Origin of the sequence: Aquaspirillum sp. LM1 (assembly GCF_002002905.1) — a bacterium.
In the GTDB taxonomy this organism is placed as follows: Bacteria; Pseudomonadota; Gammaproteobacteria; order Burkholderiales; family Aquaspirillaceae; genus Rivihabitans.
The window spans coordinates 1,214,266-1,240,526 of the sequence record NZ_CP019509.1 but is presented as its reverse complement, the minus strand read 5'-3'; the positions used below and the strand labels follow the sequence as shown (position 1 = coordinate 1,240,526).

General features: G+C 59.0%; 22 protein-coding genes and 1 CRISPR repeat array (1 of these 23 running past the window's edge). Of the genes, 15 read left to right on the top strand and 7 right to left on the bottom strand.

All coding sequences use genetic code 11. The features are described 5' to 3' along the window. Positions 1–970: direct repeats of the CRISPR family, unit length 28 nt; unit sequence GGTTCATCCCCGCGTCTGCGGGGAACAC (it extends 1,072 nt beyond the left edge of the window). 253 nt (positions 971–1,223) lie between these two features. From BXU06_RS05400 to BXU06_RS05390, 3 genes are all read left to right on the top strand, one after another. Continuing rightward, the gene (locus BXU06_RS05400; RefSeq protein ID WP_077297545.1) at positions 1,224–2,360 is read left to right on the top strand and encodes an ISAs1 family transposase; all 1,137 of its coding nucleotides are present in this window, start codon (positions 1,224–1,226) and stop codon (positions 2,358–2,360) included. Positions 2,361–3,318: 958 nt separating this feature from the next. Further along, positions 3,319–4,449 (top strand): patatin-like phospholipase family protein, encoded by a 1,131-nt coding sequence (locus tag BXU06_RS05395; protein WP_077297543.1) that lies wholly within the window; start codon positions 3,319–3,321, stop codon positions 4,447–4,449. A gap of 104 nt (positions 4,450–4,553) precedes the next feature. Next, positions 4,554–5,684: a patatin-like phospholipase family protein gene (locus tag BXU06_RS05390; RefSeq protein ID WP_077297541.1), complete on the top strand. Its 1,131-nt coding sequence runs from the start codon at positions 4,554–4,556 to the stop codon at positions 5,682–5,684. Between the two features lie 533 nt (positions 5,685–6,217). On the opposite strand, the gene ilvN is transcribed toward BXU06_RS05390, so the two are convergent. Next, complete coding sequence (gene ilvN / locus BXU06_RS05385; protein WP_077297539.1) at positions 6,218–6,508, bottom strand: acetolactate synthase small subunit; 291 nt, start codon at positions 6,506–6,508, stop codon at positions 6,218–6,220. A 2-nt stretch (positions 6,509–6,510) separates the two neighbouring features. After that, the gene (gene ilvB / locus BXU06_RS05380) at positions 6,511–8,214 is read right to left on the bottom strand and encodes an acetolactate synthase large subunit (RefSeq protein ID WP_077297537.1); all 1,704 of its coding nucleotides are present in this window, start codon (positions 8,212–8,214) and stop codon (positions 6,511–6,513) included. Positions 8,215–8,437: 223 nt separating this feature from the next. On the opposite strand from ilvB, the gene BXU06_RS17275 reads away from it, so the two are divergent. Next, positions 8,438–8,686: a hypothetical protein gene (locus tag BXU06_RS17275; protein WP_150125111.1), complete on the top strand. Its 249-nt coding sequence runs from the start codon at positions 8,438–8,440 to the stop codon at positions 8,684–8,686. A gap of 32 nt (positions 8,687–8,718) precedes the next feature. Here BXU06_RS17275 and BXU06_RS05375 read toward each other — a convergent pair whose 3' ends face one another. Further along, entirely contained in the window at positions 8,719–9,105 is a 387-nt protein-coding gene (locus BXU06_RS05375) for a hypothetical protein (RefSeq protein WP_077297535.1), read from the bottom strand. Positions 9,106–9,319: 214 nt separating this feature from the next. Between BXU06_RS05375 and BXU06_RS18375 the strand changes: the two genes are divergently transcribed. Next, entirely contained in the window at positions 9,320–9,442 is a 123-nt protein-coding gene (locus BXU06_RS18375) for a DUF3149 domain-containing protein (protein ID WP_077297533.1), read from the top strand. A gap of 268 nt (positions 9,443–9,710) precedes the next feature. Here the strand turns inward: BXU06_RS18375 and BXU06_RS17270 are convergent, their stop codons facing one another. Continuing rightward, on the bottom strand, positions 9,711–9,905 hold the full coding sequence (locus BXU06_RS17270; RefSeq protein ID WP_150125110.1) for a hypothetical protein: 195 nt from the start codon (positions 9,903–9,905) through the stop codon (positions 9,711–9,713). A 383-nt stretch (positions 9,906–10,288) separates the two neighbouring features. Here BXU06_RS17270 and speA point away from each other — a divergent pair, with 383 nt between their 5' ends. The 7 genes from speA (at position 10,289) to BXU06_RS05330 (ending at position 18,322) form a co-directional block, all read left to right on the top strand. Further along, positions 10,289–12,172 (top strand): arginine decarboxylase, encoded by a 1,884-nt coding sequence (gene speA / locus BXU06_RS05365; protein ID WP_077297531.1) that lies wholly within the window; start codon positions 10,289–10,291, stop codon positions 12,170–12,172. A gap of 270 nt (positions 12,173–12,442) precedes the next feature. Then, the gene (locus BXU06_RS05360) at positions 12,443–12,886 is read left to right on the top strand and encodes a hypothetical protein (protein WP_077297529.1); all 444 of its coding nucleotides are present in this window, start codon (positions 12,443–12,445) and stop codon (positions 12,884–12,886) included. Then, positions 12,867–13,274, top strand: coding sequence for a YchJ family protein (locus tag BXU06_RS05355; RefSeq protein ID WP_077297527.1), 408 nt, complete (start codon positions 12,867–12,869; stop codon positions 13,272–13,274). The genes BXU06_RS05360 and BXU06_RS05355 overlap by 20 nt, the downstream gene beginning before the upstream one ends. Before the next feature lie 1,514 nt (positions 13,275–14,788). Continuing rightward, positions 14,789–16,345: a hypothetical protein gene (locus BXU06_RS05345; protein WP_077297523.1), complete on the top strand. Its 1,557-nt coding sequence runs from the start codon at positions 14,789–14,791 to the stop codon at positions 16,343–16,345. Between the two features lie 148 nt (positions 16,346–16,493). Then, positions 16,494–17,426, top strand: a complete 933-nt coding sequence (locus BXU06_RS05340) for a hypothetical protein (protein ID WP_150125108.1) — start codon at positions 16,494–16,496, stop codon at positions 17,424–17,426. A 65-nt stretch (positions 17,427–17,491) separates the two neighbouring features. After that, positions 17,492–17,827: a zinc ribbon domain-containing protein YjdM gene (locus BXU06_RS05335; RefSeq protein ID WP_077297519.1), complete on the top strand. Its 336-nt coding sequence runs from the start codon at positions 17,492–17,494 to the stop codon at positions 17,825–17,827. A 171-nt stretch (positions 17,828–17,998) separates the two neighbouring features. Next, the gene (locus BXU06_RS05330; RefSeq protein ID WP_150125107.1) at positions 17,999–18,322 is read left to right on the top strand and encodes a helix-turn-helix transcriptional regulator; all 324 of its coding nucleotides are present in this window, start codon (positions 17,999–18,001) and stop codon (positions 18,320–18,322) included. Between the two features lie 41 nt (positions 18,323–18,363). Here the strand turns inward: BXU06_RS05330 and BXU06_RS05325 are convergent, their stop codons facing one another. Next, positions 18,364–18,783, bottom strand: coding sequence for an OsmC family protein (locus BXU06_RS05325; protein WP_077297515.1), 420 nt, complete (start codon positions 18,781–18,783; stop codon positions 18,364–18,366). Between the two features lie 167 nt (positions 18,784–18,950). On the opposite strand from BXU06_RS05325, the gene tsaD reads away from it, so the two are divergent. Together tsaD and BXU06_RS05315 are read left to right on the top strand one after the other, a co-directional pair. Beyond that, complete coding sequence (gene tsaD / locus BXU06_RS05320; protein ID WP_077302680.1) at positions 18,951–19,985, top strand: tRNA (adenosine(37)-N6)-threonylcarbamoyltransferase complex transferase subunit TsaD; 1,035 nt, start codon at positions 18,951–18,953, stop codon at positions 19,983–19,985. 162 nt (positions 19,986–20,147) lie between these two features. Continuing rightward, the gene (locus tag BXU06_RS05315; protein ID WP_077302678.1) at positions 20,148–22,070 is read left to right on the top strand and encodes an ATP-binding cassette domain-containing protein; all 1,923 of its coding nucleotides are present in this window, start codon (positions 20,148–20,150) and stop codon (positions 22,068–22,070) included. A 366-nt stretch (positions 22,071–22,436) separates the two neighbouring features. Here the strand turns inward: BXU06_RS05315 and BXU06_RS05310 are convergent, their stop codons facing one another. Together BXU06_RS05310 and BXU06_RS17265 are read right to left on the bottom strand one after the other, a co-directional pair. Continuing rightward, positions 22,437–22,751, bottom strand: a complete 315-nt coding sequence (locus BXU06_RS05310; protein ID WP_077297513.1) for a BON domain-containing protein — start codon at positions 22,749–22,751, stop codon at positions 22,437–22,439. A 96-nt stretch (positions 22,752–22,847) separates the two neighbouring features. Further along, positions 22,848–23,816, bottom strand: coding sequence for a nucleoside 2-deoxyribosyltransferase (locus BXU06_RS17265; protein WP_150125106.1), 969 nt, complete (start codon positions 23,814–23,816; stop codon positions 22,848–22,850). A gap of 280 nt (positions 23,817–24,096) precedes the next feature. Between BXU06_RS17265 and BXU06_RS05300 the strand changes: the two genes are divergently transcribed. Further along, the gene (locus BXU06_RS05300) at positions 24,097–26,046 is read left to right on the top strand and encodes an aminotransferase class I/II-fold pyridoxal phosphate-dependent enzyme (RefSeq protein ID WP_253189527.1); all 1,950 of its coding nucleotides are present in this window, start codon (positions 24,097–24,099) and stop codon (positions 26,044–26,046) included. Positions 26,047–26,261: the final 215 nt, after the last annotated feature.

Here is a 26,261-nt window from a genome sequence, read left to right as displayed (position 1 = left end):
TTCTGGAGTTCATCCAGCGTGCGCGCCGGTTCATCCCCGCGTCTGCGGGGAACACAAAAGCGGTAGGGATGACCTGTGCTCCGTGCTCGGTTCATCCCCGCGTCTGCGGGGAACACTCCTCGAGGAATGTCTCGAAACAAGGATCTGGCGGTTCATCCCCGCGTCTGCGGGGAACACAACATAGATCCGCGTGAGGCCAGTAGCGCAGCCGGTTCATCCCCGCGTCTGCGGGGAACACTTATTGAGGCTAAAGTCAGCCGCGCGGACTTTCGGTTCATCCCCGCGTCTGCGGGGAACACGCGCACCCAGCTGGCCGCCTGGCTCAAATGACCGGTTCATCCCCGCGTCTGCGGGGAACACATGAGATTCCGCTCGCTGTCCGGCAAGCGATTCGGTTCATCCCCGCGTCTGCGGGGAACACCCGTAATCTGCCGCCTGGCCCGTGATGCCAAGCGGTTCATCCCCGCGTCTGCGGGGAACACTCATCGGCATCCACCACGTACAGCAGCGAGTTCGGTTCATCCCCGCGTCTGCGGGGAACACTGGCATCTCGCGGGCAGATGGCAAGCTGGCCGCGGTTCATCCCCGCGTCTGCGGGGAACACCGGGGCAATGGCGCGCAGATCAAGTCCGTTTTCGGTTCATCCCCGCGTCTGCGGGGAACACCCCAGGAAAGGCGTTCTGCAATATCTCTAACGCGGTTCATCCCCGCGTCTGCGGGGAACACGCGCACTAGGCTGGGCTCTGGCTCATCCTGTCCGGTTCATCCCCGCGTCTGCGGGGAACACGACGAAAATGAAGATGGCACCCGCGATGGCGTCGGTTCATCCCCGCGTCTGCGGGGAACACGTCGGCGTCCAGGTCGGCAGCATCCAGCGCGGCGGTTCATCCCCGCGTCTGCGGGGAACACGTCAGCAATGATCTTTCGGGCAGCCGTCTCGTCGGTTCATCCCCGCGTCTGCGGGGAACACACCAAAAATAAACAATTGATTCATAACAACTTTTCACCCACGTCAAAATCTACCGATTTTCAGGTGGGTAAGTAGCGTGGTCAGCTTGTTCAAAGAGCGATGTTTCAAGCCCTGTCACAGGCCATCCAGCCAGCAACAAGGATACCCAGGGCAATCGCATGAATGCCATTGCCCTAACGCCTACAAGCCATGACGCCCCAGACTGTTCACCTGCCCCTGATTTGTGTAGCGTCCCGCTTTTTGGGAGCGACTCATGGAGACAGAAGGCAAGTTGCAGCTAGCGGATGTGTTTGTCTCCATCACCGACCCTCGCCAAACCCGCAAGACACGGCACGATCTGGTCGAAGTGCTCGTGGTCGCCGTCAACGGCGTACTGGCCGGTGCCGACACCTTCGTCGAGATCGAAGCCTGGGCCAACGAGAAACTGACATGGTTTCGTCGCTATCTCAAGCTGGAACACGGCATTCCCTCTCATGACACGTTTGGGCGGCTGTTCGGGCTGATTGATCCAACAGAATTCGAGTCTGCCTTTCAACGCTGGGTTCGCAGCATACTGCCCGCTCTGGCTGCTCAGGATGTGGTGGCAATCGACGGCAAAACCAGCCGACGCTCCGGCAAGGTGGACGCCACCGCACTGCATCTGGTCAGCGCCTTTGCCGCCGGGGCCGGGCTGGTGATGGGACAAACGGCAACGGCAAAAAAATCCAATGAAAAAACCGCCATCCCGACGCTGCTCAATACCCTGGCGCTGGAAGGTTGCATCGTGACCATCGACGCGATGGGCACGCAAACCAACATTGCCCAGGCCATCCGCGACAAGAAAGCTGACTATGTTCTGGCGGTCAAGGACAACCACCCTACGCTCGCCGACTCAATGCGCGACTTCTTCACACAGTTCCAATCTGCCCCGGCGGAACAAACCCCGCACAGCTTTCATGAGCAGATAGAGAAGGATCACGGACGTATTGAACATCGTCGCTGCTACGTCTTCGACCAACTGGATTGTCTGTACAAACCAACGCAATGGCCTGATTTATATGCTTTTGTGGTGATGGATTCAGAGCGTCTGGTCAAAGGCAAAACCACCCGCGAGCAGCGCTACTACCTCACCAGTCTGGCAGCGGATGCACAACGCCTGGCGCATGCCATCAGGGCGCATTGGTCAGTTGAGAACCGCCTGCACTGGTGCATGGACGTGGTGTTTGGTGATGATCAGATGCGTGCCCGTACGGGCCATGCCGCGCACAACCTGGCGGTGCTCAAGCACATCACGCTGAATCTGATTCGGCTGGATCCGATTCCGCGCAAGGGGGGCATCAAGGTGCGCCGACTGATTGCGGCGACGTCGGATGAATACCGTGAGCAGCTCTTCGGACTTGGGCGGGCGTGAATTCATGCGATTGCCCTGCAAGGATACCAGCCACCCACCCATTCTCGTCAAACTTTCCCAACCCGCCCCAGTGCTTGTCGTGGCTCATGCAAGCCCGGTGCGTGCGGCTTTACCCGCTTTTTGCCTGCGCGGTTTCTGCTCTGCCTCCGTGTGAGTCATATGCGCGTTTTCCCTCTTGTCGGATTCGTTTTCGCGCTGCCTGGCACCAGCTTGGTGTACCGGTGACGTCCGCCCTTGGCGTGGTCTGTCTGAATTTGTCCCGCGACGCAGCATTTCAGCAGCAGCCAGGCAGCAACATTCTGCTGCTATCCAGGCACTTTCGGCCATTTTTCAGGATCAATCGATCGCGTGGCGCGATGAACGCTAGCCGTTTAACATTATGACAAAGATATTATGCCAATCAGCTTGACACAAAAACTGAACGGGGGTTAGCGGATGTTTGCCGGAAATTTTTGCCGTTGCGGCAAATTTTGCCGGTTTACCTCTGCAAAACGTCATAACAATCGTTTGTTTGTCATGAATTGAGTGGTAAATTTTGGTTCAATTACGCAATCCTTAGCAATTTTCTTGCTTAACCACCAGCCTGTTTATCAACTGGCCTACTTGCTGCTTAGTGACGTGCTGCAGCGCAACATAAAAAGACCGTGGCGCGCGGCAATGTAGCATGGCATGATATAAGCATCGTTCATGCCTTAAGAGAGTTGTTAAGCATATCTACCTAGTTCGGTGCGAAATCAAACATTGGTCAGACAACCCGACCTTTGCTTGATCCCCCTCCGCCAGGCGGACTGGCTCGGGCAACTTTTTTACAGCAAGCGTCCTGACATTTTTTTCCACAGCATCACCGTAACCGGACAGTCATAACAAACAGTTTCATTCAAGGGTGTCACTGATCGGCCAGCCAGCATCACGCATGACGACAAGTGTCCTTCCTTCTTTGCCCCGCAGGAGAATCATCATGAACCATACGCATCATGTGAAAACCGGAATTGTCTTGGGTGGCGGCGCGCCTAACTCCAGCTTGATTGCTGGCGCTTTGGTCGCTTTTGCTGAACGTGAAATGGAATTTGACGTGATCTCCACCTCGGGTGCCGGGGCGTTGATGGGCCTGCTGTACACTTGCCCACAAGGGGGCGACCGGGTTGAGGCGCTGAGCCGCTGGGCGCAGATCGGGGTATCGGACGAGCTGTACAAGCTGTTTCCGGTCAACCACAAAGTTTTCATGAAACCGGGCGACCACGCTCACCAGTTCCGCCAGGCGATGGCAAAAAACCCCTGGGTGCAGTGGCATCGGGAGATGTTTCCGCAGGGCAGCTTCATGCACGATATGTTCCAGCTGGCCTGGGCATCGATGACGCCAAGCAACCTGAACACCAAAAGCCTGGGCTTGTGCGCGCATCTGCCGTTTGTGGAAGAGTATGTCGACTTTGACCTGGCCCATCGCATGCCCGGCGAGTTCTACTTCAACGCCTTCAATCTGGACACCTCCAGCATGGAAGTGTGGAACAAGGAACAGCTGTCTGCCGAGCGCATCCGTGCAGCGTTTTCCTTCCCGCTGATCTATCCGCCGTACGAGGTGGATGGGCACTGGTATATTGAAGGCGCGTCGATTGAGCCGCTGAACTTTGAGGTGATGACCCGTCCGGAGGTGGAAGAGCATGTGGATGTGGTGATTGTCGCCGACATTCTCGGGTCTTACCGCCTGCTGCAAAAGCCGCGCAATCTGTACGATGCCTGGGTGAAGTCGATCATCACCCCTCTGGTGAAAATTGCCCACAGCGACACCAAAATGTACAAGATGCAAATGGCCCAGCATGGCAAAACCGTGCTGCAGCTGGATTTTTACAAAAACGTACCGGATGCCTGGCTGCCGGAAATCTTTGACTGGTCGGACAGCAACCTCAAGCGCCTGTTTGAAGTGGGCTACCAAACCGGGCAGGAATTCCTTGATGAACACGGCCTGCTGCTGGGCCTGTTGCCCGCCACTGGCAAGCCGGCGCGCACCCATCATGCTGCAGTGCGGCAAATGCACCACACTTCACCGCTCTCACCCACACGCTTATTTGAAAATGCCCTTGCCATGTTTTAAAGTGGCCGCTGACCTTCATCCTGAAGGTCAGCCTGCCGGCAGGCCCGATGCGTCATCCGCTCGTGGGCTGCCGGCGACACCACTACCTTACAAGGGAAGCATTCATGACAGCCAAGGTCAATCCTAGCCACAAGCACAAGAAAGCGCTGTTGATCGGTGGCGGCGCACCCAATTCCAGCCTGATGGCTGGCGCCCTGGTGGCGTTTCTGGAAAAAGGCGTCGAATTCGACGTGATTTCCGCCTCCGGCGCGGGTGCCCTGATGGGGCTGCTGTACACCGCCCCCAAAGAAGGCAATCCGCGACAGGCACTGGAAGACTGGGCCAAGGTTGGCGTGTCGGATGCCATTTACAACCGTTTTCCGGTGAACTACAAGGTGTTCATGAAACCCGGCGATCAAGCAGCCACGTATCGCGACTGGATCATGAACCGCAATCCGTTCACCAAGCCGCTGTACGATCCGTCTTCGCCGGTGGGGCATGGTTTTTTCTCTGACCTGGCCAAGTTTTTTCTGGCGGCCATGTCGCCATCGGATCTGAGCGGCAAGAGCCTGGGCATGTGTGCCCACCTGCCGTTTGCCGAGCAGGTGATTAACTTCGACGCCATCCCGAAGATCAAGCCCGAGTTCTATATCAACGCCTACAACATGAATCGCTCGAAGATGACCATCTGGAACAAGAGCGAAATCACCCCGGAACACCTGCGGGCGGCGTTTTCTTTCCCGTTGATCTATCCGCCGTACACCCTCAATGGTGAGGATTACATCGAAGGCGCGGCGATTGACACACTAAACTTCAAGGCGCTGGTCAATGACGACGACAAGGGCGGCACATGCGAACTGGGCAAGCACTGCGATCTGGATACGCTGGTGATCTTCGACATCCTCGGTGCTGACCAACTGATCCGCAAGCCGCGCGATCTGTACGACGCCTGGGTGGGGTCGATCATCACCCCGCTGGTGGAAATCGCCAAGGACGACATCCGTCTGTTCCAGTACCAGCACAATATCGACCCGAAAACCGGCAAGGAAAAACGCAAGCTGCTCAAGGTGGATCTGATGGGCGGCATTCCCAAGGACCACTGGCCGCAGGTGATGGACTGGTCGGCCACCAATCTGCAATTGTTGTACAAGGTGGGCTACGAAGCCGGGCTGAAGTTCTGCGAAGAACACGCCGAACTGCTCGACCTGCCGGCCAGCAAGCCTGCCGTTAAAGCAGAAGCCGCCGCCACCGCCTGATGATCTTATGGATGGGGGAGGCGCTACCAGCAGTTTTGATTTTGCTGGGTTTTCTGGCAACAATAATTTTTCTGAATCAATCAGCGCGTCCCTAGACAGCGGTTCAGTTGTTCAGTCACACAGAGGCCCCGCCAGACAACATTCTGGCGGGGCCTCTGTGTGATGGGTGTTGTATCAGTGTTGCTGCCAGGCGGCTAGGGATACGCTGAAAAAATCGTCATTCCCGCGAAGGCGGGAATCCAGAGGTGTCCACAACGCGCAGCGGGTTTGCGCTCTCACAACCGCCCCGCCATACGCCACGCCCACGGCGCACGCTGTGGCACCGTCTGGGTTCCCGCCTGCGCGGGAACAACACGTGAGGTGAAACTCATGCTGCAAATAGTCGAGTCGCCGTCCCGTTGAAATACCCGTGTGCAGGCGAGCGCGCTGACCTTGGGTATCTGTGCCAATGATCGGTTCATATCATGGTGACTGACGGGTACTCCTGGAAGGGGCGATGCCCCCGGCATGCCCCTTCACCCCACCAGATCCCATCACGCCGCGTAGCGCTCCACCCCGGCAAACGCCGGATGGCCGCTGTCATGGCGGCGCACCACCAGCACATCTTCCAGCTTTTCCACCTGCTTGACGATCTGTTCCAGACGCTCGTCTTCGTTGATCTGCAGCCAGATACGGCTGGTTTCGCCGCTGCCCACTGGCACGCAGATAATGCCTTCCACATTGTAGGCGCGGCGGGAGAACAGGCCCACCACATGCGACATCACGCCGGGATGGTTGTTCACGTCGATTTCCAGCACCGGGCGAGTGAGTTGTTCTGCGGTCATGGTTAACCTCCAATCATTTCTTTGTTGGCGGCACCCGGCGGCACCATCGGGTAGACTTTTTCCTTCACGTCGATGCTGGCGTGAATCAGGCACGGGCCGGGCGCGTTCAGCGCCTGTTGCAGCGCGGCGCGCGGGTCGGCGGCGGTGTCCAGGTCCAGCTCGGCAATGCCAAAACCCCGGGCAATCTGCAGGAAATCCGGCTGGGCGATAAAGCGCGAGGCAAAAATGCGCTCGCCATAGAACAGCTCCTGCTGCTGATGCACCAGGCCCAGCGAGGCGTTGTTCATCAAAATCACCTTCACCTTCAGACCGGCCTCAGCCAGGGTGGCAAACTCCTGAATATTCATCAGAATGCTGCCATCACCAGAGAAGCACACCACGGTGCGCTCCGGGTTGGCCAGCGCCGCGCCAATCGCGGCGGGCAGGCCAAAGCCCATGGTGCCCAGCCCGCCGGAAGTCAGCCACTGGCGCGGCCGACGCAGCGGATACGCCTGCGCCACCCACATTTGATGCTGGCCAACATCGGTGGCCACAAAGGCGCTGTCGTCCAGGCAATCCGCCACGGCTTTTACCAGGCCATAATGGCTGCGCGGGTCATCCAGGCCCGGCAGTGGCATGGGTCGCTCGGCTTTCAACTGGGCAATCCGCGCATGCCAGTCTTCGCGCAGGGTCGGCTTTACCTGCGGCAGCAGCTGTGCCAGCACTGCGCCTACGTCACCCGCGATGCCGATATGGGCAGTCTTGATCTTGTCCAGCTCGGACGGGTCGATATCAATATGGATGATGGCCGCATTCGGGCAGAAGGCCGCCACCTTGCCGGTGGCACGGTCGTCAAAGCGCGCACCCACCGCAATCAGCAAATCGCACTCTTCCAGCGCCAGATTGGTATACGGCGCGCCATGCATGCCCAGCATGCCCAGCGACAGCGGATGGTCCACCGGCATGGCACCCAGCGCCATCAGCGTCATGGTGGTAGGCAGCGCCGCCTGCTCGGCCAGCATCACCGCTGCGTCTGCCGCGCCAGAATGCACCACGCCACCGCCCAGATACAGGATCGGCTGACGCGCCTGGTTGATCATTGCGGCAGCCTGGGCCACCTTGTCGACGTCTGGCGCAGGCGCGGGCTGGGCGCAGCCCGGTTCGGGCCACTGGCTGACGGCGATACGCTGCAGCTGCACATCCTTGGGAATATCCACCAGCACCGGGCCAGGGCGGCCAGACAGTGCCAGGGTAAACGCGCGCGGAATCACCTCCAGCAGCGCTTCAGCGCTGTCCACCAGAAAATTATGCTTGGTGATCGGCACGCTCAGGCCATAGGTATCCACTTCCTGAAAGGCATCGGTGCCAATCATATTGTGTGGCACCTGGCCGGTTACGGCCACCAGCGGAATGGAATCCAGCTTGGCATCGGCAATGGCGGTCAGCAAGTTGGTCGCCCCCGGACCAGACGACGCCAGGCACACTGCGGCCTGGCCAGTGGTGCGCGCCATGCCCTGGGCAATAAAACCGGCCCCTTGTTCGTGGCGGGCCAGTACATGGCGGATGCGGGTAGACGCTGACAACGCGTCATAAAACGGCAGGATGGCCCCGCCCGGAATGCCAGACAGGGTGGTAACGCCCTGGCGTTCCAGCAGACGAACGGTTAGCTCGGCACCGGTCAGCCATTCTGGCTGGGCAGGGGCAGCAGTGATTTCATTGGCAGACATGCCAAAGTCTCCTTTGTAGGCCGGCAGGCTCGGGGGGAAACGACAAACCCCCGCAAGCTCGCGCCGGCGGGGGTTTGGTGTAGATTCGGTGTGATCCTGAAACTATCCGGCAGCCCGCGGCGCGTAGTCAATGACTACTACGTTAACGACCACTACACCGGATACCACGACGCCTGCCGGCAGGGGCAGGGAGATGGACAGCGGGTGCAGGGAAGAACCGGACATGAATGCAGCCTTCAAGAGACGAATCAGTAATAAGTTTCAGGCAGGCAGTGTGCCGCGATTTTTTTGCCAATGCAAGCCTGTTGCCGGAATCAGGGGCAAAGGGTGGTCAAAACGCCACACCCTTCTCTATCAGGTGACAGGTTATTTGTTGCATAGCGCGGCGCTACCTGCTGTGACCATCGACCGCGCCACACGTTCGTACATCGCCATGCCGATCAAAGTGAGCGCAGCAGCGTGGACTTTTTGACAAGGCATGGCGGAAGAAAAAACCTGAATTGTTCAAAAACCGCGTTTATAACCAGGCGGAACTTGACTGTTATTCAGATACATGGTTTTGCCATCCTGCAGATACACCATGCCCTTGATGATCCGGTAAAGAAACCACACCCCGGCGGCCACCAGCACCACAATGCCCACCCCAATGATGCTGGTCAGCGCACCCAGCACCGCCCACAGCAGAGAATACCAAAAGGTGTTGATCTGCCAGCGAAAGTGCGATTCGGCCAATGTGCCGCGCATGTCTTTACGCTTCACGTAGTTGAGGATCACCGCCACCAGCAGGGTGATGCCAACCAGCAGCGAGCAGGCTTGCAGAATGTAAACAATCAGCGCCCATTTGCGCGCGTCGCGCTCATCGGCAGGGGTAACAGACGGATAGACAGCCATCACAACACTCCACAGTGGCCACAAGGCTCAGGAAAGAAGATTGTCACTGATTCTGCCCAGATTGACCAGCTGGCGAGATCGGTCCGAGCTGGCTCCGGATGGCGATGCTCACGACATTTGATCTCCATCAATATATATAATAATTAAATCTTTATACTGGTCACAGTTGTTTATGAATCAGCACACAGGTCGGGCATGACCGGGGGAGGAAAAAATGGCACTGATGAAAGAATTGCTGTCGTCTGACGTGGGTATTCTCAGCCTGATTACCATTACGGTAACCTGCGCAGTTGTGGGAACGGCTATCGCTTTCTTTATCAAGAAATCGCACGAATAACCCAAGATTTCACGATTTCAGTTGACGACATGATCATACATGTCTGATGATTGCCTGTCGTCCGGGGGGATGACGGACAACGGCCCGATAGCGTAGCTTGCTATCGGGCCGTTTTCTTATTGCGACCCAAATTCTTAAAGTTCTGAATAAAATCAAACATTATTGGTGTGCGTGACCCACGCAAGCCCGTCCGCTGCCATGGCCTTGCGTCTCTGCCGTGCCGATTCTGCCTCGCTGGCTGCGGCCCTGGCAGCATTGCCAGCGCGAGTCATTCGTATTCAATCACTGACCAGGCTTCACCGCACATCGCCACCCCAGTGCTGCCGTGTGCTGGCGCAACCTGAGTTATTGGGGTTTTGACATCAAGTGGATTGACCTGCCTGAATGAAGGACGGTGCAACCATTTTGGGCCAGGGTAAAAAATTTCCCAATCGGTAAAAATACCATAATCATAAGCTGGCATTTATCCCCCCACCGACCAGCCCCACAGACCCGCGTGTTCACCAACGCTGCAAAAACTGTCAGAATTGTCTGGCACACTCTTGGCCAGGGCGGTGTTGGCGGCCAGATTGGGCCGCCTGCCGGCCTGGTGCGATGCTTTCCAGGCAAGTCCTTGTTACGCTGGGGGATTTGTCTGCCCCGCACCGGCAAGATTTTGCCGCAGGACAAAACATTTATTGCTACAATCCGCGTCCTTTTTCCGCTCCTGCAACCCGTGAACCATTGGTGGTTGAACCTCTCAACCACTGGGTTCCAGGAAAACGCTATTCGGCCCCAAGCCGTGAAGTGGGAGCGGGTTGACCGGATGAACCGCGTGGCCGAGACGGCCCGACAAAGGACACATTCATGGCTTGGACCATTGCAGACAGCCGCAGCATGTACGGCATTCGCCACTGGGGCGCGGGATACTTTGATATTGGCGAAAACGGCCATGTCTGTGTCCACCCGCGCGGCAAACACGACGACGCCTCGCTGGACCTGTACCAGCTGACCCGCGACCTGCGTGCGCGCGGACTGGCGCTGCCCCTGCTGGTGCGTTTTCCCGATATTCTGCAACACCGGGTGCGCCGGATTATTGGTGGTTTTGACCAGGCGCGGGAAAAACTGGGCTATGAAAACGGCTACACCCTGCTCTATCCGATCAAGGTGAACCAGCAAGAAGCGGTGATCAAGAGCATGATCGCCGACCCCAGCCTGGCCATCGGCCTGGAAGCCGGCTCCAAGCCCGAGCTGATGGCGGTGCTGGCGCTGGCCCCCTGTGGCGGCACCATTGTGTGCAATGGCTACAAGGACCGCGAATTTGTCCGTCTGGCGCTGATTGGCCAGAAGCTGGGCCACAAGATTTTCATCGTGATCGAAAAAGAGGCCGAAGTGCCGTTCGTGATCGAAGAATCGAAAAAACTCGGCATTCTGCCCATGGTTGGCCTGCGCGTGCGCCTGTCGGCACTGTCGCATGGCCAGTGGGCCGACAGCGGCGGCGAAAAAGGCAAGTTTGGCCTGTCGGCGGCACAAGTGCTGTCGGTCATCAGCCGCTTCAGCGCTGCCGGCATGCAAAACGCCATTCGCCTGATGCACTTTCACATGGGCTCGCAGATTGCCAATATCAGCGACTACCGGCTGGGTTTCCGCGAAGCAGTGCGCTGGTATGGTGAACTGATCAACATGGGCCTGCCGGTTGACCATATCGACGTGGGCGGCGGCCTGGCGGTGGACTACGACGGCACCCATTCGCGCAATCCATGGTCGGTGAACTACACCATCGGCGAATACGCCGAAACCATCGTTGGCATGATGCATGAATTCTGCGACGCCCACGGCCTGCCGATGCCGCATCTGCTGTCCGAGTCTGGCCGCGCGCTGACTGCCCACCACGCCGTGCTGATTACCAATGTCACCGACGTCGAGCAGCCGATTGACGCGGTGCCCAGCGTTGACACCCTGGAAGAGCTGGCCGACCCGCTGCACAAGCTGTACGAGCTGGCGCTGACCGGTGATATCGAACTGGCGGCAGAAACCTATTACCGCGCCGGCCAGTACGTGGCCACGGTGACCGAACTCTACACCGACGGCAAGCTCAGCCTGGCGGAAAAAGCCTTTGCCGAGCAATGCTATGCAGCGCTGTGCCGCCGGCTGCACCGGGCGCTGACCGCCGCCCAGCGGTCGCACCGCCAGGTGTACGATGAACTGCACGACAAACTGGCCGACAAGTATTTCTGCAATTTCTCGGTATTCCAGTCGCTGCCAGATACCTGGGGCATTGGCCAGCTGCTGCCCACTGCGCCCCTGCACCGGCTGGACGAACAACCGCTGCGCCGCGCCGTGCTGCAAGACCTCACCTGCGACTCGGATGGCAAGGTGACCCAGTACGTCGATCACCAGAGCATCGAATCGTCAATGCCGGTGCATGACCTGAAGCCGGATGAAGAGTATTTGCTTGGGGTCTTCCTGGTGGGGGCTTACCAGGAGATTCTTGGCGACATGCACAATCTGTTTGGCGATACGGATTCGGTCAACGTCTATACCCAGGACGACGGCACGCTGCGCATCGAAGGGGTGGAAGTCCACGACACCATCGAAGACATGCTGCGCTATGTGCATCTGCAGCCAGAAGACCTGATCAGCCGTTATCTGGACAAGATTGTCCGCGCCGAATTGTCCGGCGACGAGCGCGGCACATTCCTGAATGAGCTCAAGCAGGGGCTGAAACGCTCGTCTTATCTGACCGTGTAGTGTTGCGGCCAGCGGACAAGCGCAGTGGTTTGCGGCATACTGCTGGCCCAATGCGCGCCGCCACCTGCGCTGCCCCAGACTAGGGATACGCTGAAAAAATCGTCATTCCCGCGAAGGCGGGAATCCAGAGTTTTGATTTTGCTGGGTTTTGCTTTTGGCAAACACGATTGTTCTGAATCAATCAGCGTATCCCTGGGTAGCGGGTGCGACAGCGGGCCGGGGCCATGCCCGGCGCATCCGTTTGCCCTGGTTTCTCAAAGAGGACTCATGATGAAACACCTGCTCCTTGCCAGCTGTTCTGCACTTGCCTTGCTGGCCGGCTGCGCCAGCGCCCCGCCTCCTGCCCAACCGGTGACGCCTCCGCCTGCGCCAAACTTTTCGGTGATGGAAGATAACCTGCTGCAAGAAGCCAAGCGATTGGGCAATCTGGTGTCAACAGGCGCGCTGACCCGGCTGGAAGCCGCCGACCAGCTGAATGCCCGCCGGCTGGCCATGGTGGGTCCGCATCCGGTGGATGACGAAGTGTTCCGCACTTACCGCGAACTGAGCCGTCAGGTGCAGTACAAGAAAATCACCCAGGACAAACTGCGCAATACGCTGATGGCCAAACTGGAAGCAGTGCGCAAGGGCTATGCCGTGCTGGAGCCCAAACCGCTGAAACCGCCAGTGTTCACCAATATGCTGCTGAAAATCTATGAGCGCCCGCCCCTGTAACACCCCACCCTGCCCCTGTGGCTCAGGCCAGTCGCTGGCGGCCTGCTGTGGCCGCTACCATGGTGGCGAGCAATGGCCAGACACGGCAGTGGCCCTGATGCGTTCGCGCTACAGTGCCTATGTGCTGGGCGATGAAGCGTATCTGTTGGCCAGCTGGCACCCCGACACCCGCCCTGCCGCGCTGAATCTGGCGGATGAACTGCCGGTAAAATGGCTGGGGCTGAGCGTGCTTGACCAGCAGGCTGGCCAGCCTGGCGACAGCCATGGCACAGTCAGCTTTGTGGCCCGCTACAAGGTGAATGGCCGGGCCTTGCGCCTGGCAGAAACCAGCCGCTTTGTGCGTGAAGCTGGCCGCTGGTGTTATCTGGAAGGCGATGTGACGGCCTAGCCGCCAGTCACACCATGATAAAACCGATCATTGGCACAGATCCCAAGGTCAGCGCGCGCGCCTGCACGCGGGTATTTCAACGGGACGGCGAATCGATCACTTTCGGCATGAATCTCACCCGACTTGTCGTTCCCGCGCAAGCGGGAACCCAGGCCGTGCCACATCGTGCGCCGTGGGCGTGGGGCGGGACGGTCGTGAGCGCGCAAACCCGCTGCACGCTGTGGATGCCCCTGGATTCCCGCCTGCGCGGAATGACGGGGTGGGGTGCGGCGGGTGGGGTGCTAATGACGCGGTGAGATGCGGCGGGTGGTTCGCTGTTGCTGGGTAAAGCTTTGTTTTAAAATAAATTAAACCAGAGCACCCATCGGGGGCTAGCCCTTTTCTGGCATGAATTTCACTCACTTGTCGTTCCCGCGCAGGCGGGAACCCAGACCGTGCCACCGCGTGCGCCGTGGGCGTGGGGCGGGACGGTCGTGAGCGCACACACCCGCTGCGCGTTGTGGACCCCCCTGGATTCCCGCCTGCGCGGGAATGACGCGGTGAGATGCGGCGGGTGGTTCGCTGTGGCTAGGTAAGGCTTTGTTTCAAAAAAAATTAAACCAGAGCACCCATCGGGGGCTAGCCCTCTTCTGGCATGATTTTCACTCACTTGTCGTTCCCGCGCAGGCGGGAACCCAGACCGTGCCACCGCGTGCGCCGTGGGCGTGGGGCGGGACTGTCGTGAGAGCGCAAAACCCGCTGCACGCTGTGGATGCCCCTGGATTCCCGCCTGCGCGGGAATGACGGGGTGTGGTGCGGCGGGCGGGGTGCTAATGACGCGGTGAGATGCGGCGGGTGGTTCACCGTGGCAAGGTAAGACTATGTTCTAAAAGAAATTAAACTGAAATGTCCAGCATAAACTTGCTCGTATGAACCCTTGTGTTTCAACGTGACTGACAACTATCCTGCCCCCGGATAAATGTCATCACACACACCCACGCACGGCAAGCCTCGCCCCCCAGTGGGTGTGGCAAACACTAGCCGGATCACGCACTTGGCGACACGTCGTCTGCACCCCTGCCTGATGCACTTTTGTGACCGCCTCTTCAAGGCGGGAGAAGATGTCCGGCAGCATCCACTCCTCATAAAACACCGTGACTGCGGCTTGGCTCATGGCCAGCTTAACTGCACAGGTTTTATCAGTGAGAATACTGAGTCGCTCAAGGTTTGCGTTCGATCATAGCCAAGAACAGGCTTAAACTGGTATATCATTCGCCCTGCAGGATAAATTCATCATCACGTGATTTTACTCAGTAGAAATACGGAGAAACCGCCAAGTTTCTCCCCTGGCACATGCATTAACTACGTAAAAATACTTAGTATTTATTTTTGCTTGGGCCCGCAAGACATTTAAGCAAATGATAAACCCGCCAAGATCAGCACTGGGTTTCGGGCTGATGCCGGCCCGATGACTTCCTGAATCCCTGAGCGACACCTGTCTGTCTGGGTGGCGTCAAGAATGATGAACCGTTGAAATGAACAAGAATTTTTCTGCCCTGTCTGCATCCTCCCTGTTCTGGGTCAGCCTGGCTGTCCTGGGTGGACTGCATGCGCCGCTGGCCCAGGCCGCCAGCACCGATACCCAGCAGGTAGCACGCTGGTTTGACGCCAACCGCCAGCGTCCGCCGCTGTTGCGCCAGTTTTTGCAACGCATGCCCAAAGGCGCTGACCTGCATAGCCATCTGACCGGTGCCGCATACGCAGAAACCTATCTGCAGCTGGCTGCCCAGGCCGGCTTGTGCGTGGATGGCAGCAGCCTGAAATTCACCTCGCCGCCTTGCACTGCGCCACAACTGCCCGCCAATGCACTGCCTGGTGCGGTTTACAGCGCCATGGTCAACCAGCTATCCACCCGCAACTACCCCTTGTCAGGCAAAACCGGGCACGATCAGTTTTTTGCCACTTTTGGCCATTTCCGCCCGGTAGCCAATTTGCCACAGGCCGGTGTGGTGCTGGCGGCAGAAGTCAGCAATCGTGCAGCCAGCCAGAATATCCAGCACCTGGAACTGATGACCACCTATCAAGGTGAAGGAATACGCAAGCTGGCCCAAACCATGCCCTGGCCCACCACGCCCGATTTTGCCCACAGCCGGCAATGGCTGCTGGAACAGGGCCTGACCGATCTGGTTGACGCTGCGCGCAAGGACATGGACCAGTTTGACGCCAGCTATCGCACTGCCCAGGCCTGCGGCCTGCCGCATGCCAAGCCGGGTTGCCAGGTGAGTGTGCGCTGGCTGCAGCAAACCTCGCGCACCAGCCCGCCCGCCCAGGTTTTTGCCCAACTGGCCTATGCATTTGAACTGGCCAAAACCGACTCTCGGGTCGTCGGGATCAATCTGGTTGCGCCAGAAGACGACCCGGTGGCCTTGCGCGATTACCGCTTGCACATGGCCATGGTGGGATTCCTGTCTGCGCTGATGCCGGAAGTCAACGTGGCGCTGCATGCCGGTGAGCTGACCCTGGGGCTGACGCCACCCGAAACCTTGCGCCACCATATCCACGATGCCGTGTTTGTGGCCAAGGCCAAGCGGATTGGCCATGGGGTTGCCATTGGTTTTGAAGACCATGCTCCTCGCACCCTGGCGGAAATGCGTCAGCGCAAGGTGGCGGCAGAAATCTGCCTGACCAGCAATGACGTGATTCTGGGTGTCAGCGGCGAACGCCACCCGCTGCCGGATTATCTGGCCGCCGGGGTGCCGGTGGTACTGGCATCAGATGACGAAGGCGTATCGCGCATTGATCTGAGCCATGAATATCAGCGCGCGGCAGAAACCTACCGGCTGAATTACCACCAGCTGAAACAATTATCGCGCAATAGCCTGGAATACAGCTTTCTGCCAGGTGCCAGCCTGTGGCGTAATTTTAATCAGCAACAGCGGATCAGTGTATGCCATAAAGACCAACCGGGCAGCGCGTCGCTGTCTCCGCGCTGTGCCCATGCCTTGGGCAGCAGCGAAAAAGCCCAGCGGCAGTGGCAGCTGGAAGCAGCTTTCAGGCAGTTTGAACGCGACCCGCTCTGGCGCAAGCGTTGAATCACCTGGAATGAATCATGGCTTGAGCCGCGCACGCAGTACGCCGAGCATGTTGCTGTAGATGAAACAACGTTGACCTGATTTGGCTGGCTGGATACAGCGTGTTATCACCAATGTCCGCCTTGCCTTATGCTGATAGTCAAATTAAATGAAAAGGGTCACTTTAGTGTCTTCTCAGGACGATAGCCTCACCGAGCGCCCACAGGCCTTCTCTCCTTCCCACCCGCCAATCGCGGCAACGGAAGGGCCGTCTCCGGCTGTCAGCGATATCGCCGTGCAGGAGGAAGCGCCAAGTGCAGGCTCACGCTGGTTTGGTCGTTTGACCGGGGTGTTTTCCTTGCTGATCTGGCCATTACTGCTGATTGCCTTTTTTATCAGCTCCTGCAGCGAAGACACCCCGGATGAAGAGCCATTAAGCAAGATGCTGGCGGCCAAACCGGTGACCAGGCTCACGTCCTATCACTTTGAGGGCTTGGTTCTGCCGGGCACCCAGCATGATGCCAAAGCGCTGGGGTTTACTGATTGTACGCAAAGCAGTGCCGTGTTTGATTGCAAGCGCACCCGGCTGACCCGGATTTTTGGCATGAATGCCTTGTCGGCTTCGCTGGTACTGGACAATGTTGACAATTTTGCTCAAACCCGTTTTTCGGTACGCACAGAAAACCAGGAGCAGCTCAGTTATCGAGGCATCCAGATTGAATTTGGCCGCACATTCTACCATCCGGAATGTATTGAAAAAACGGTTAAAGCCCAAGGCTTGCCAGTGTGGAGCAAGCCCATTCAATGCCGCAAAAACGATGGCATTGACTACCTGGAGAGCAAACTGCAAGCAGATGGCTGGGTAAATGATTATTCTGGTCGCGGGCGAAGCAACAGCTATTATAAACGCGGTATTCCACTGGAAATTGAAATCGGCTCGATTCATGGCACCGCCACCTTACGGCCTTTCCCGCTGGCCGATATTGACTTCATCGTTCAGATGCACAGCCAGGATGCCGCCCAGGCTGCAGCCAAAGACAAGGCACGGGAAAGCTTTTTCCAGTCGATGAAGCAAACCGCAGAGCAACCTGACAAAAAATAGCCACTGCCACAGCGAGGGCGCTTCGGTTATCCTTGCGCCCTTTATCTGACTGTTGCGAGCCGCCCATGTCCAATTTCCCCGCCTGTCCCCAATGCACCCTGGAAAACACCTACCCGGATGGCAGCCAGTATGTCTGCGCCGACTGTGGCCATGAATGGCCTATGGATGGCGCGGTAGAAGACAGCGAAGACAGAATGGTTCGCGACGCCAACGGCAACCTGCTGCAAGATGGCGATGCCGTGGTGCTGATCAAGGATTTGAAGGTCAAGGGCTCGTCAATCACCCTCAAACAGGGCAGCAAGGTTAAAAGCATCCGGCTGGTTGATGGCGACCACGAAGTAGACTGCAAAATGGACGCCGGCAATTTCATGCTCAAGGCGTGCTACCTGAAAAAAGCCTAAACACCGCTGGCAAACCGCCATCGCCCATGGGTGCCTCCCCCATGCAACAACAGGCCCTGCCGGCATGATAGACGGCAGGGCCTGTGTTTTTTTCTGAGCCAAGCAGCCCTGCTACCGGCACAAGCCATTTCAATAAAGCAACAATCCAATGATTGTAGTATGATAGAAATCATGGATACTTTGCTCGCCGCCCAATTGTTTGCCTCGCTTGCCAGCCCCATGCATCTGGCGCTTTATTGCCAGTTGCGCGCCCAGCCCGCGTACACGGCCTGCGCCCACACCCTGGCGCAGGCGCTCGACCAGCCCTTGGCAGACATTGCCCCGGCGCTGGAGACCATGGCCCAGCAGGGGCTGCTCAGCCGGCACGTTGACGGCCAGCTCACCCGCTACCAGCTCAACACCCCGGCCCTACAAGCCTTGCAGGGGTTTTTACTGCAAATCGCGCACTTGCAGCCTGACTCACCGCCAGGTGAAGCAGAGCACACGGCGGATTGAGTGGCAGGCGCGCAGCCCGCATCCGGCCACGCGCGCCTTGCTCATTCTGCTTCGCGCAGTTCGAAATCGTGGGTAATCTGCGCCGTCTTGCCCAGCATGATCGACGCCGAGCAGTATTTTTCTGCCGACAAGGTAATCGCCCGCTCCACCGCGTCGGCTTTCAGCGCCCGCCCGGTCACCACAAAGTGAAAATGAATCCGGGTAAACACCTTCGGGTCGGTGTCGGCGCGGTCGGCATCCAGCTCCACCCAGCAATCGCGCACATCCTGGCGGGATTTGCGCAGAATGCTCAGCACGTCGTAACTGGTGCAGCCCGCCGTGCCCAGCAGCACCAGCTCCATCGGACGCGGGCCGAGATTACGCCCGCCACCTTCTGGCGCGCCGTCCATTACCACCGCGTGACCACTGGCGCTTTCGCCCATGAAGCACACGCCATCCACCCATTTCAATCTGGCTTTCATTGCTGTCGTCGTCCTTGTTCAGTGCCTGGCGGCAATCCGGCAGCAGCAGGGTTTGCCACCGCCAAAACCGCAAGCATACCTGCCGCACGCTGCGCGCTAAAGTTCACCTTGTGCCATCCATATGCCGGAACCGCTACAATGGCGGATTGCCTTTGCCAATGATGACCATGCGAGTTCTGGGTATTGAATCTTCCTGCGACGAAACCGGCGTTGCCGTTTACGACACCGAAGCCGGTTTGCTGGCGCACGCGCTGCACACGCAAATGGCCATGCACGCCGAATACGGCGGTGTGGTGCCCGAGCTGGCCAGTCGCGACCATATCCGTCGCGTGGTGCCGCTCACCCGCGAATGCCTGAAAACTGCCGGGCTCACCCTGGCCGATCTGGATGCCATCGCCTACACCCAGGGCCCCGGCCTGGGCGGCGCGCTGCTGGTGGGCGCGGCGGTGGCCAACGGCCTGGCGTTTGGCCTGAACCTGCCAGTGATTCCGGTGCACCACCTGGAAGGCCATCTGCTGTCGCCGATGCTGGCCAACCCGGCACCGGAGTTCCCCTTTGTGGCGCTCCTGGTGTCTGGTGGCCACACCCAGCTGATGGCGGTGCGCGGCGTGGGCGACTACGACACCCTGGGCGAAACCCTGGATGACGCCGCCGGCGAAGCGTTTGACAAAACCGCCAAGCTGCTCGGCCTCCCTTACCCCGGCGGGCCGGAGTTGTCCCGCCTGGCCGAACAGGGCGACCCCACGCGCTTCACCCTGCCCAGGCCGATGCTGCGCTCGGGCGATTTCGACATGAGTTTTTCCGGGCTGAAAACCGCCGTGCTCACCCTGGTGCGCCAGCAAGAAGCTGCTTGCGGCGGCGCGCTGGATCACACCACCCGCGCCGATATCTGCCGGGCGTTTCAGGAGGCGATTGTCGAGGTGCTGGTCAGCAAGTCGCTGGCGGCACTCAAGGCCACCGGCATGCAGCGGCTGGTGATTGCCGGCGGGGTGGGGGCCAACCGCCAGTTGCGCGCCGCGCTGGACCACGCCGCCCACCGCCGCCGCTTTGCCGTGTACTACCCGCCGCTGTCGCTGTGTACCGACAACGGTGCCATGATTGCCTATGCAGGGGCCGCCCGGCTGACACTGGCCACCCCGGCGGGGGCATTTTCGGTGCGCCCGCGCTGGCCACTGGCCAGCCTGGAGGCGGTGGCACGCTAACACCGGGGCGCGTCCGCCCCCTGCCGCCCTCTCCTTCCACCCCATAATTCCCGCCCGCCAGCCAGCGGCAAACCCTGCCCTGGCTGGCGGACCGATATGACTCAAGATTCTTCCTGCCTGCCGGGTGCGCCCGGCAGCGGGTTGTTTGCAGGCGAACTGTTCATGATTCAACTGAAAAACCTGTCCTTGCGCCGTGGTGCCAAGGAGCTGTTCAGCGGCGTATCGCTGACCATTACCCCCGGCCAGCGCGTCGGCATCATTGGCGGCAACGGCACAGGCAAATCCAGCCTGTTTGCCCTGCTGCGCGGCCAGCTGCACGCCGACAGCGGCGACGCCCTGTTTCCCGCTGGCTGGACCGTGGCCCATGTGGCTCAGGAAACCCCGGCGCTGGACTGCTCGGCGCTCACCTATGTGCTCGACGGCGACAGCGAGCTGCGCCAGCTGGAGCAACAACTGAGCGCCGCCGAAGCGGCCCACGACGGCGAAGCCATTGGCCGCCTGCACAGCGAGCTGGCGGTGATCGACGCCTACTCCGCCCCGGCCCGCGCCGGCAAGCTGCTGGCCGGCCTGGGGTTTTCTGCCGAGTCGATTGAACGTCCGGTGGCCAGTTTTTCTGGCGGCTGGCGCATGCGGCTGAACCTGGCCCAAGCGCTGATGTGCCGTTCCGACCTGCTGCTGCTGGATGAACCCACCAATCACCTGGACCTGGAAGCGGTACTGTGGCTGGAGCAATGGCTGGCGGTTTACCCCGGCACCCTGCTGCTGATCTCGCATGACCGAGAATTTCTCGATGCCATCACCACCCAGATCATCGAAGTGGCGCGCGGCCAGATGGCGGTGTACACCGGTAACTACAGCAATTTTGAAGACCAGCGCGCCGAACGGCTGGCCCAGCAGCAACAGGCGTTTGAAAAACAACAGCGCACCATCGCCCACCTGGAAAGCTTCATCACCCGCTTCAAAGCCAAGGCCACCAAGGCCAAGCAGGCGCAAAGCCGGGTAAAAGCCCTGGCCCGGCTGGAGCGCGTGGCCGCCGCCCACATTGATAATCCGTTTGATTTCTGCTTTGAACCGCCAGAACACAGCCCCAACCCGCTGCTGCAGGTGGAGCTGGCCGATATCGGCTATGGCGATACCGCCATTTTGCGTCGGGTGTCGTTGTCAGTAGAAGCCGGCGCGCGCATTGGCCTGCTCGGCCCCAACGGGGCCGGCAAATCCACCCTGGTCAAGCTGCTGGCCGGCGAGCTGGCCCCGCTGTGTGGCCAGCTGAAAACCGCCCGTGAGCTGAAAATCGGCTATTTTGCCCAGCACCAGCTGGATACCCTGCGCGAAGAAGAATCGCCGCTGTGGCATATGCAAAAACTGGCACCGACCACCCGTGAGCAAGAGCTGCGCAATTTTCTGGGTGGCTTCAATTTTATCGGCGACATGGCCACCGCACCGATTGGCCCCTTGTCCGGCGGCGAAAAATCCCGCCTGGCGCTGGCGCTGATTGTCTGGCAGCGCCCCAATCTGCTGTTGCTGGACGAACCCACCAACCATCTGGACCTGGACATGCGCGCCGCGCTGACCCTGGCCCTGCAGGATTTTGTTGGCAGCCTGATTGTGGTGTCGCACGACCGCGCCCTGCTGGAAACCACCACCGACCAGTACTGGCTGATCGACGCCGGCCAGGTCAAGCCATTTGACGGCGATCTGGCCGACTACCGCGCCTACCGGCTGGCCCAGCAAGCCGCCGATGCCGCCCCGCGCAGCAGCGGCACCGCCAGCAGCGAAGTAGACCGTAAAACGCAAAAACGCCAGGAAGCCGAAGCCCGCCAGCGCCTGTCGGAACGCAAGAAGCCCCTGGTGAAACAGCTGACCGCGCTGGAGCGTGAACTGGCTGCACTGAACAGCGAAAAAACCACGCTGGACACTCAACTGGCCGACGAAGCCATCTACAGCGCCGAACGCAAGACCGAGCTGCAAACCGCGCTGAAACGCCAGGGTGAAGTCAGCACCCGGCTGGCCGAGCAGGAAGAAGCCTGGCTGCTGGTGCATATGGAGATTGAAGCGCTGGAAGCCGAACTGGGCCTGGCTGGCTGAAGTTTAAAACAAACGATTGAAATCGGGCGGGCTTTACGCTACAGTCGCCCGCTTGCACGCAACGGCGTGGCCTTACCGGGCCAGGCCGTTGCCTGGCCCGCACCCGCTGGCCAATGTGCCATTTCGGCCACCCACCCCGGTGGCCCAGCAACCGGGTGGGCAGATTGCTCACCCGGTTTTTGTTTGGGGGCAGTGGAGCCCCAGGCTTAGTGATACGCTGAAAAAAGCATCATTCCCGCGAAGGTGGGAATACAGGGTGTTGATTTTGCTGGTTTTTACTTTTGGCAAACACGGTTTTTCTGAATCAATCAGCGTGTCCTTAGACGAGTGATTTTGCTGGGCGGTGCTGAATAAATCTGCACCGCCCTACGGCTGCACCACAATATCATTACGCACCCCCGCCACCCCCGGTGTCGCCCGCGCCAACGCTTCGGCCCGCACCTGCTCCGCCGCGCTACGGGCAAACCCGGACAACTGCACCACCCCGCGCAAGGTTTCCACCCGAATCGCCACCGCGCTCACCGTCTTATCCTCGGCAAACCGCGCCTTCACTCGCGTGGTGATGCCGGTGTCGTCGACATACTGGCCGACGGTGGATTGATCGCGGCTGACCGCGCAGCCGGTGACGGAGGCGGCAAGCAAGGCGGCCAGGGCGAGGGAGGCGGGGAAAGCGTGGCGCATGGTGGGCTCCTGGGGAAAGTCGAAGGGAACACGCCCCGCTGGTGAGCGGCGGGGCGTGGGGGTTGGAGCGGTCACAACGAGCAAAGGTTGCAATGGTCAGTCATCCATTTTTGCAATATGTGGCAACGTGACACGAATGGCGGCAATCAACTCTCTTTCACATTGCGCAGGGTTTTCATCATCCCAGACAATAGTCAGGTGGTGATTAGTGTCAAAATGTGTTTTGCTTTTCTCGAACTTGGATTTCTGGCAGGTGTAAATCACGGGCTTTCCTAGCCCTTCTGCGTAGCCAGCCTCCCAATAAGCCCCCAGGTTATCATGAGAGAGGTCAGCAATTACAAAATCTGAGGCCTGAATCTGTGCGCGAATTTGATTGTCGATCAACCCGGCCTCAAGTAATTCGGTAGATTTAAACAATTCAAATCCAGCTTTCTTGGCAGCTGGCTTGAAAACATTTTCTAGTGTTTGATCTAAGCATCCATCACCAAATTTCATAGCCATAAAAGCCTTGCGATAGGACTCATTTCTAGTTTTAATTTCATCATAACAATCCCACCCTTTTACAGTAAGAAAGAGATGGTATTGACGACGCGAAGCATCCATTACTTTGCTGACTTTTCCTTCCAAAAATCCGCTTTGCATCATATAGTCTATCGTAAATACAAAGCCTGTTGCCGATTGGCTTCCAATAATTGCCCCATGATCAGCATAGTTAAGATTGATTTCTTTTCCTGGTTCTTGGTAGTTTTCAGCAAGCCAGCGAATCATTAAGTCTGCTTGCTCTCTTGGCTTGGGTAGTGATGTCCTCAAAATTGCGTTACACATATCTGTATTAACAATGGTGATGGCATTTTTTGTTTGTGCGTTCCGTACCGCATGACTCAGCTTTGCAGCGGCGAGAGGATCATTGGCTTTTTGGCTTGGCCATGTGGATACAAGTGAGCCACACAAGCTAAAGGAGCCGCAATGAGGGCAGTCAACTGTTAATCCGTCAAATCCATCTGTGCGATGAATTTTTTCAGCATTAGAATCGCAGACAGGGCATGGTATAGATTGTGTAGTCATCAGCAATTGCTACCTTAAGGTGTTAAAAAATAGTCGAGACAAGGCAGAGAAAAAGCCAGCTTGTAAATTCGCTGATTTTCCAGCCATGTCTATTTTACATCATGATTGCCTTGCCCTCTCTTTTACTGGCAAAGTACCCATTCAAACGCCGGTTTGCCGGCATTCCGCCCGGTCTGCACTGGGCGGTCGGGTCTGGTGGGCCACAAGCCTGCCGGGTGTGGCCGGGGTGATCGTCCCGGTTGGGCCATCGTGCGCGGTGGCCGTGTTCTGGAAAATTGCGATGATGTCGTCTCCTGTTTGTCTGATGGTGGTGGTCAGCCACGATACCCGCTGGCTGCAAGAAACCGTGCAGGGTCTGAATGCGCTGGCGGCGCAGCATGAAGTGTCGCCGGGGCTGGAGTTTGTGCCGGCGGCCAGTGCCGATGAGGCGTTGCGGCTGGTGGCGGCGGAGGGTGATGTGCAGGGGGCGCTGGTGGACGAGAGCATGCCGGCGCGTGGGGCAATTGCGCTGGTGGATGCGCTTAATCAGCTGCGTCCGGAGCTGACCTTGTATGTGCTGCTGGACAATGACGATGAAAAAGCCATGGTCGATACCTTGTCAGCGGACAGCGTGAACGGCTATTTCTTCCGCGAGGAGGGCGATTGGGCCGGCTGGCTGCGCATTATCCACGCTGAGCTGGTGGAAAAATCGGCCACGCCGTTTTTCGACCGGCTCAAGCGCTACGTGGCGATGGCCAAGGATTCCTGGCACACCCCCGGCCATTCCGGCGGCGACTCGCTGCGCGCCAGCCCGTGGGTGCGCGACTTTTTTGATTTTGCCGGCGAGGACATGCTGCGCGCCGATTTGTCGGTGTCGGTGCCGATGCTGGATTCGCTGCTGCACCCCACCGGGGTGATTCAGCAGGCGCAAAAGCTGGCGGCGCAGGCGTTTGGTGCGCGGCGGACGTTTTTTGCCACCAATGGCACTTCAACGGCCAATAAGGTGATTGTGCAAACCCTGCTGGCACCGGGCGATGTGCTGCTGCTGGACCGCAATTGCCACAAGTCGGTACACCATGCGGTGATTTTGTCCGGGGCCAGGCCGGTGTATCTGGATTCGTCGATCAACCGCCAGTACGGGATTTTTGGCCCGGTACCCAAGGCTACGCTGCTGGCGGCGATGCAGGCCAACCCGCAGGCCAAGGCGCTGATTCTGACTTCGTGTACCTACGATGGCTTTCGTTATGATCTGGCACCGATCATTGCCGCTGCGCATGAATACGGCATCAAGGTGATTGTGGATGAAGCCTGGTATGGCTGCGGGCGCTTTCACCCGGCGTTTCGCCCCACCGCGCTGGAGTGCGGGGCCGATTACGCCACCCAGTCTACCCACAAGGTGCTGTCGGCGTTTTCCCAGGCCAGCATGATTCATGTCAACGACCCGGATTTCAACGGCCATCTGTTCCGCGAAAACCTGAACATGCACACCTCCACCAGCCCGCAATACGGCTTGATTGCCAGCCTGGACGTGGCGCGCAAGCAGGCGGTGATGGAAGGCTATAAATTGCTGTCGCGCTCGCTGCGCCTGGCGGCTGAGCTGCGCGAGCAGATCAACGCCACCGGGGTGTTTCGTGTGCTGGATCTGGACGCGCTGCTGCCGGACGAGGTGCGCGACGATGGGGTGCAGCTCGACCCAACCAAGCTGACCGTGGATATTTCTGCCAGTGGCTACAGTGCCGACGAGCTGCGCGAGGCGCTGTTCGAGCGTTTCAATATCCAGGTGGAAAAATCCACCTTCAATACGCTGACCCTGCTGGTGACGCTGGGCACCACGCGCAGCAAGGTGTCGCGGCTGTACGATGCCATGCTGCGCCTGGCGCGCGAAGGCCGCGCGCAGCCGCTGCGCCAGCGCATGCCGGAGATTCCGCGCTTTACCCGGCTGGCCTGCCTGCCGCGTGATGCGTTTTATGAGTCGGGCGAACGGGTGCCGCTGTTTGACGAGCAGGGCCAGCCCAATCCGGCGCTGGTGGGGCGGGTCAGTTGCGACCAGATTGTGCCCTATCCGCCGGGGATTCCGGTGCTGGTGCCGGGGCAGGTGATTGATTTGCCGATTTTAACTTATCTGGCCCGGCTGGGCGCTTCGCAAAAAACCGTGGAATTGCACGGGGTGGACGAGGCTCTGGGCGAGCCGGCCTTGCGGGTATTGGCCGAGGCGGAGCTGGCCCAGTTGCCGGGCGGGCGCTTTGCATGATGATGTAAACCTTGCCAGCCTCGGTCAAATCCGTTAAAACTAGCACTTGCAGCAAGGCTATTGCTGTATAACACGCGCCCGGCCTGGCCGGGCGTGGCATTTTGGCACCCGTGTTCGGGTGCAGGCATCTGCCGCGCGTGTACGCACCCGGTGATGCGTTTCCCGGCTCAGGGCGATGGTGTATCGCCCGGCGGGGTAGACATCCTACGGACCTT

What these genes read in the sequence shown, in the direction of transcription:
- BXU06_RS17270 (WP_150125110.1), bottom strand. Translation starts at nt 9,905, where the DNA reads ATGCCAGCTTATGATTATGGTATTTTTACCGATTGGGAAATTTTTTAC.
- BXU06_RS05335 (WP_077297519.1), top strand. Translation starts at nt 17,492, where the DNA reads ATGTCCAATTTCCCCGCCTGTCCCCAATGCACCCTGGAAAACACCTAC.
- BXU06_RS05340 (WP_150125108.1), top strand. Translation starts at nt 16,494, where the DNA reads ATGAAAAGGGTCACTTTAGTGTCTTCTCAGGACGATAGCCTCACCGAG.
- ilvN (WP_077297539.1), bottom strand. Translation starts at nt 6,508, where the DNA reads ATGACCGCAGAACAACTCACTCGCCCGGTGCTGGAAATCGACGTGAAC.
- BXU06_RS05390 (WP_077297541.1), top strand. Translation starts at nt 4,554, where the DNA reads ATGACAGCCAAGGTCAATCCTAGCCACAAGCACAAGAAAGCGCTGTTG.
- tsaD (WP_077302680.1), top strand. Translation starts at nt 18,951, where the DNA reads ATGCGAGTTCTGGGTATTGAATCTTCCTGCGACGAAACCGGCGTTGCC.
- BXU06_RS17275 (WP_150125111.1), top strand. Translation starts at nt 8,438, where the DNA reads ATGAATGCAGCCTTCAAGAGACGAATCAGTAATAAGTTTCAGGCAGGC.
- BXU06_RS05300 (WP_253189527.1), top strand. Translation starts at nt 24,097, where the DNA reads ATGATGTCGTCTCCTGTTTGTCTGATGGTGGTGGTCAGCCACGATACC.
- BXU06_RS05325 (WP_077297515.1), bottom strand. Translation starts at nt 18,783, where the DNA reads ATGAAAGCCAGATTGAAATGGGTGGATGGCGTGTGCTTCATGGGCGAA.
- BXU06_RS05310 (WP_077297513.1), bottom strand. Translation starts at nt 22,751, where the DNA reads ATGCGCCACGCTTTCCCCGCCTCCCTCGCCCTGGCCGCCTTGCTTGCC.
- speA (WP_077297531.1), top strand. Translation starts at nt 10,289, where the DNA reads ATGGCTTGGACCATTGCAGACAGCCGCAGCATGTACGGCATTCGCCAC.
- BXU06_RS05345 (WP_077297523.1), top strand. Translation starts at nt 14,789, where the DNA reads ATGAACAAGAATTTTTCTGCCCTGTCTGCATCCTCCCTGTTCTGGGTC.
- BXU06_RS05395 (WP_077297543.1), top strand. Translation starts at nt 3,319, where the DNA reads ATGAACCATACGCATCATGTGAAAACCGGAATTGTCTTGGGTGGCGGC.
- BXU06_RS05360 (WP_077297529.1), top strand. Translation starts at nt 12,443, where the DNA reads ATGAAACACCTGCTCCTTGCCAGCTGTTCTGCACTTGCCTTGCTGGCC.
- BXU06_RS05315 (WP_077302678.1), top strand. Translation starts at nt 20,148, where the DNA reads ATGATTCAACTGAAAAACCTGTCCTTGCGCCGTGGTGCCAAGGAGCTG.
- ilvB (WP_077297537.1), bottom strand. Translation starts at nt 8,214, where the DNA reads ATGTCTGCCAATGAAATCACTGCTGCCCCTGCCCAGCCAGAATGGCTG.
- BXU06_RS17265 (WP_150125106.1), bottom strand. Translation starts at nt 23,816, where the DNA reads ATGACTACACAATCTATACCATGCCCTGTCTGCGATTCTAATGCTGAA.
- BXU06_RS18375 (WP_077297533.1), top strand. Translation starts at nt 9,320, where the DNA reads ATGGCACTGATGAAAGAATTGCTGTCGTCTGACGTGGGTATTCTCAGC.
- BXU06_RS05355 (WP_077297527.1), top strand. Translation starts at nt 12,867, where the DNA reads ATGAGCGCCCGCCCCTGTAACACCCCACCCTGCCCCTGTGGCTCAGGC.
- BXU06_RS05330 (WP_150125107.1), top strand. Translation starts at nt 17,999, where the DNA reads ATGGATACTTTGCTCGCCGCCCAATTGTTTGCCTCGCTTGCCAGCCCC.
- BXU06_RS05375 (WP_077297535.1), bottom strand. Translation starts at nt 9,105, where the DNA reads ATGGCTGTCTATCCGTCTGTTACCCCTGCCGATGAGCGCGACGCGCGC.
- BXU06_RS05400 (WP_077297545.1), top strand. Translation starts at nt 1,224, where the DNA reads ATGGAGACAGAAGGCAAGTTGCAGCTAGCGGATGTGTTTGTCTCCATC.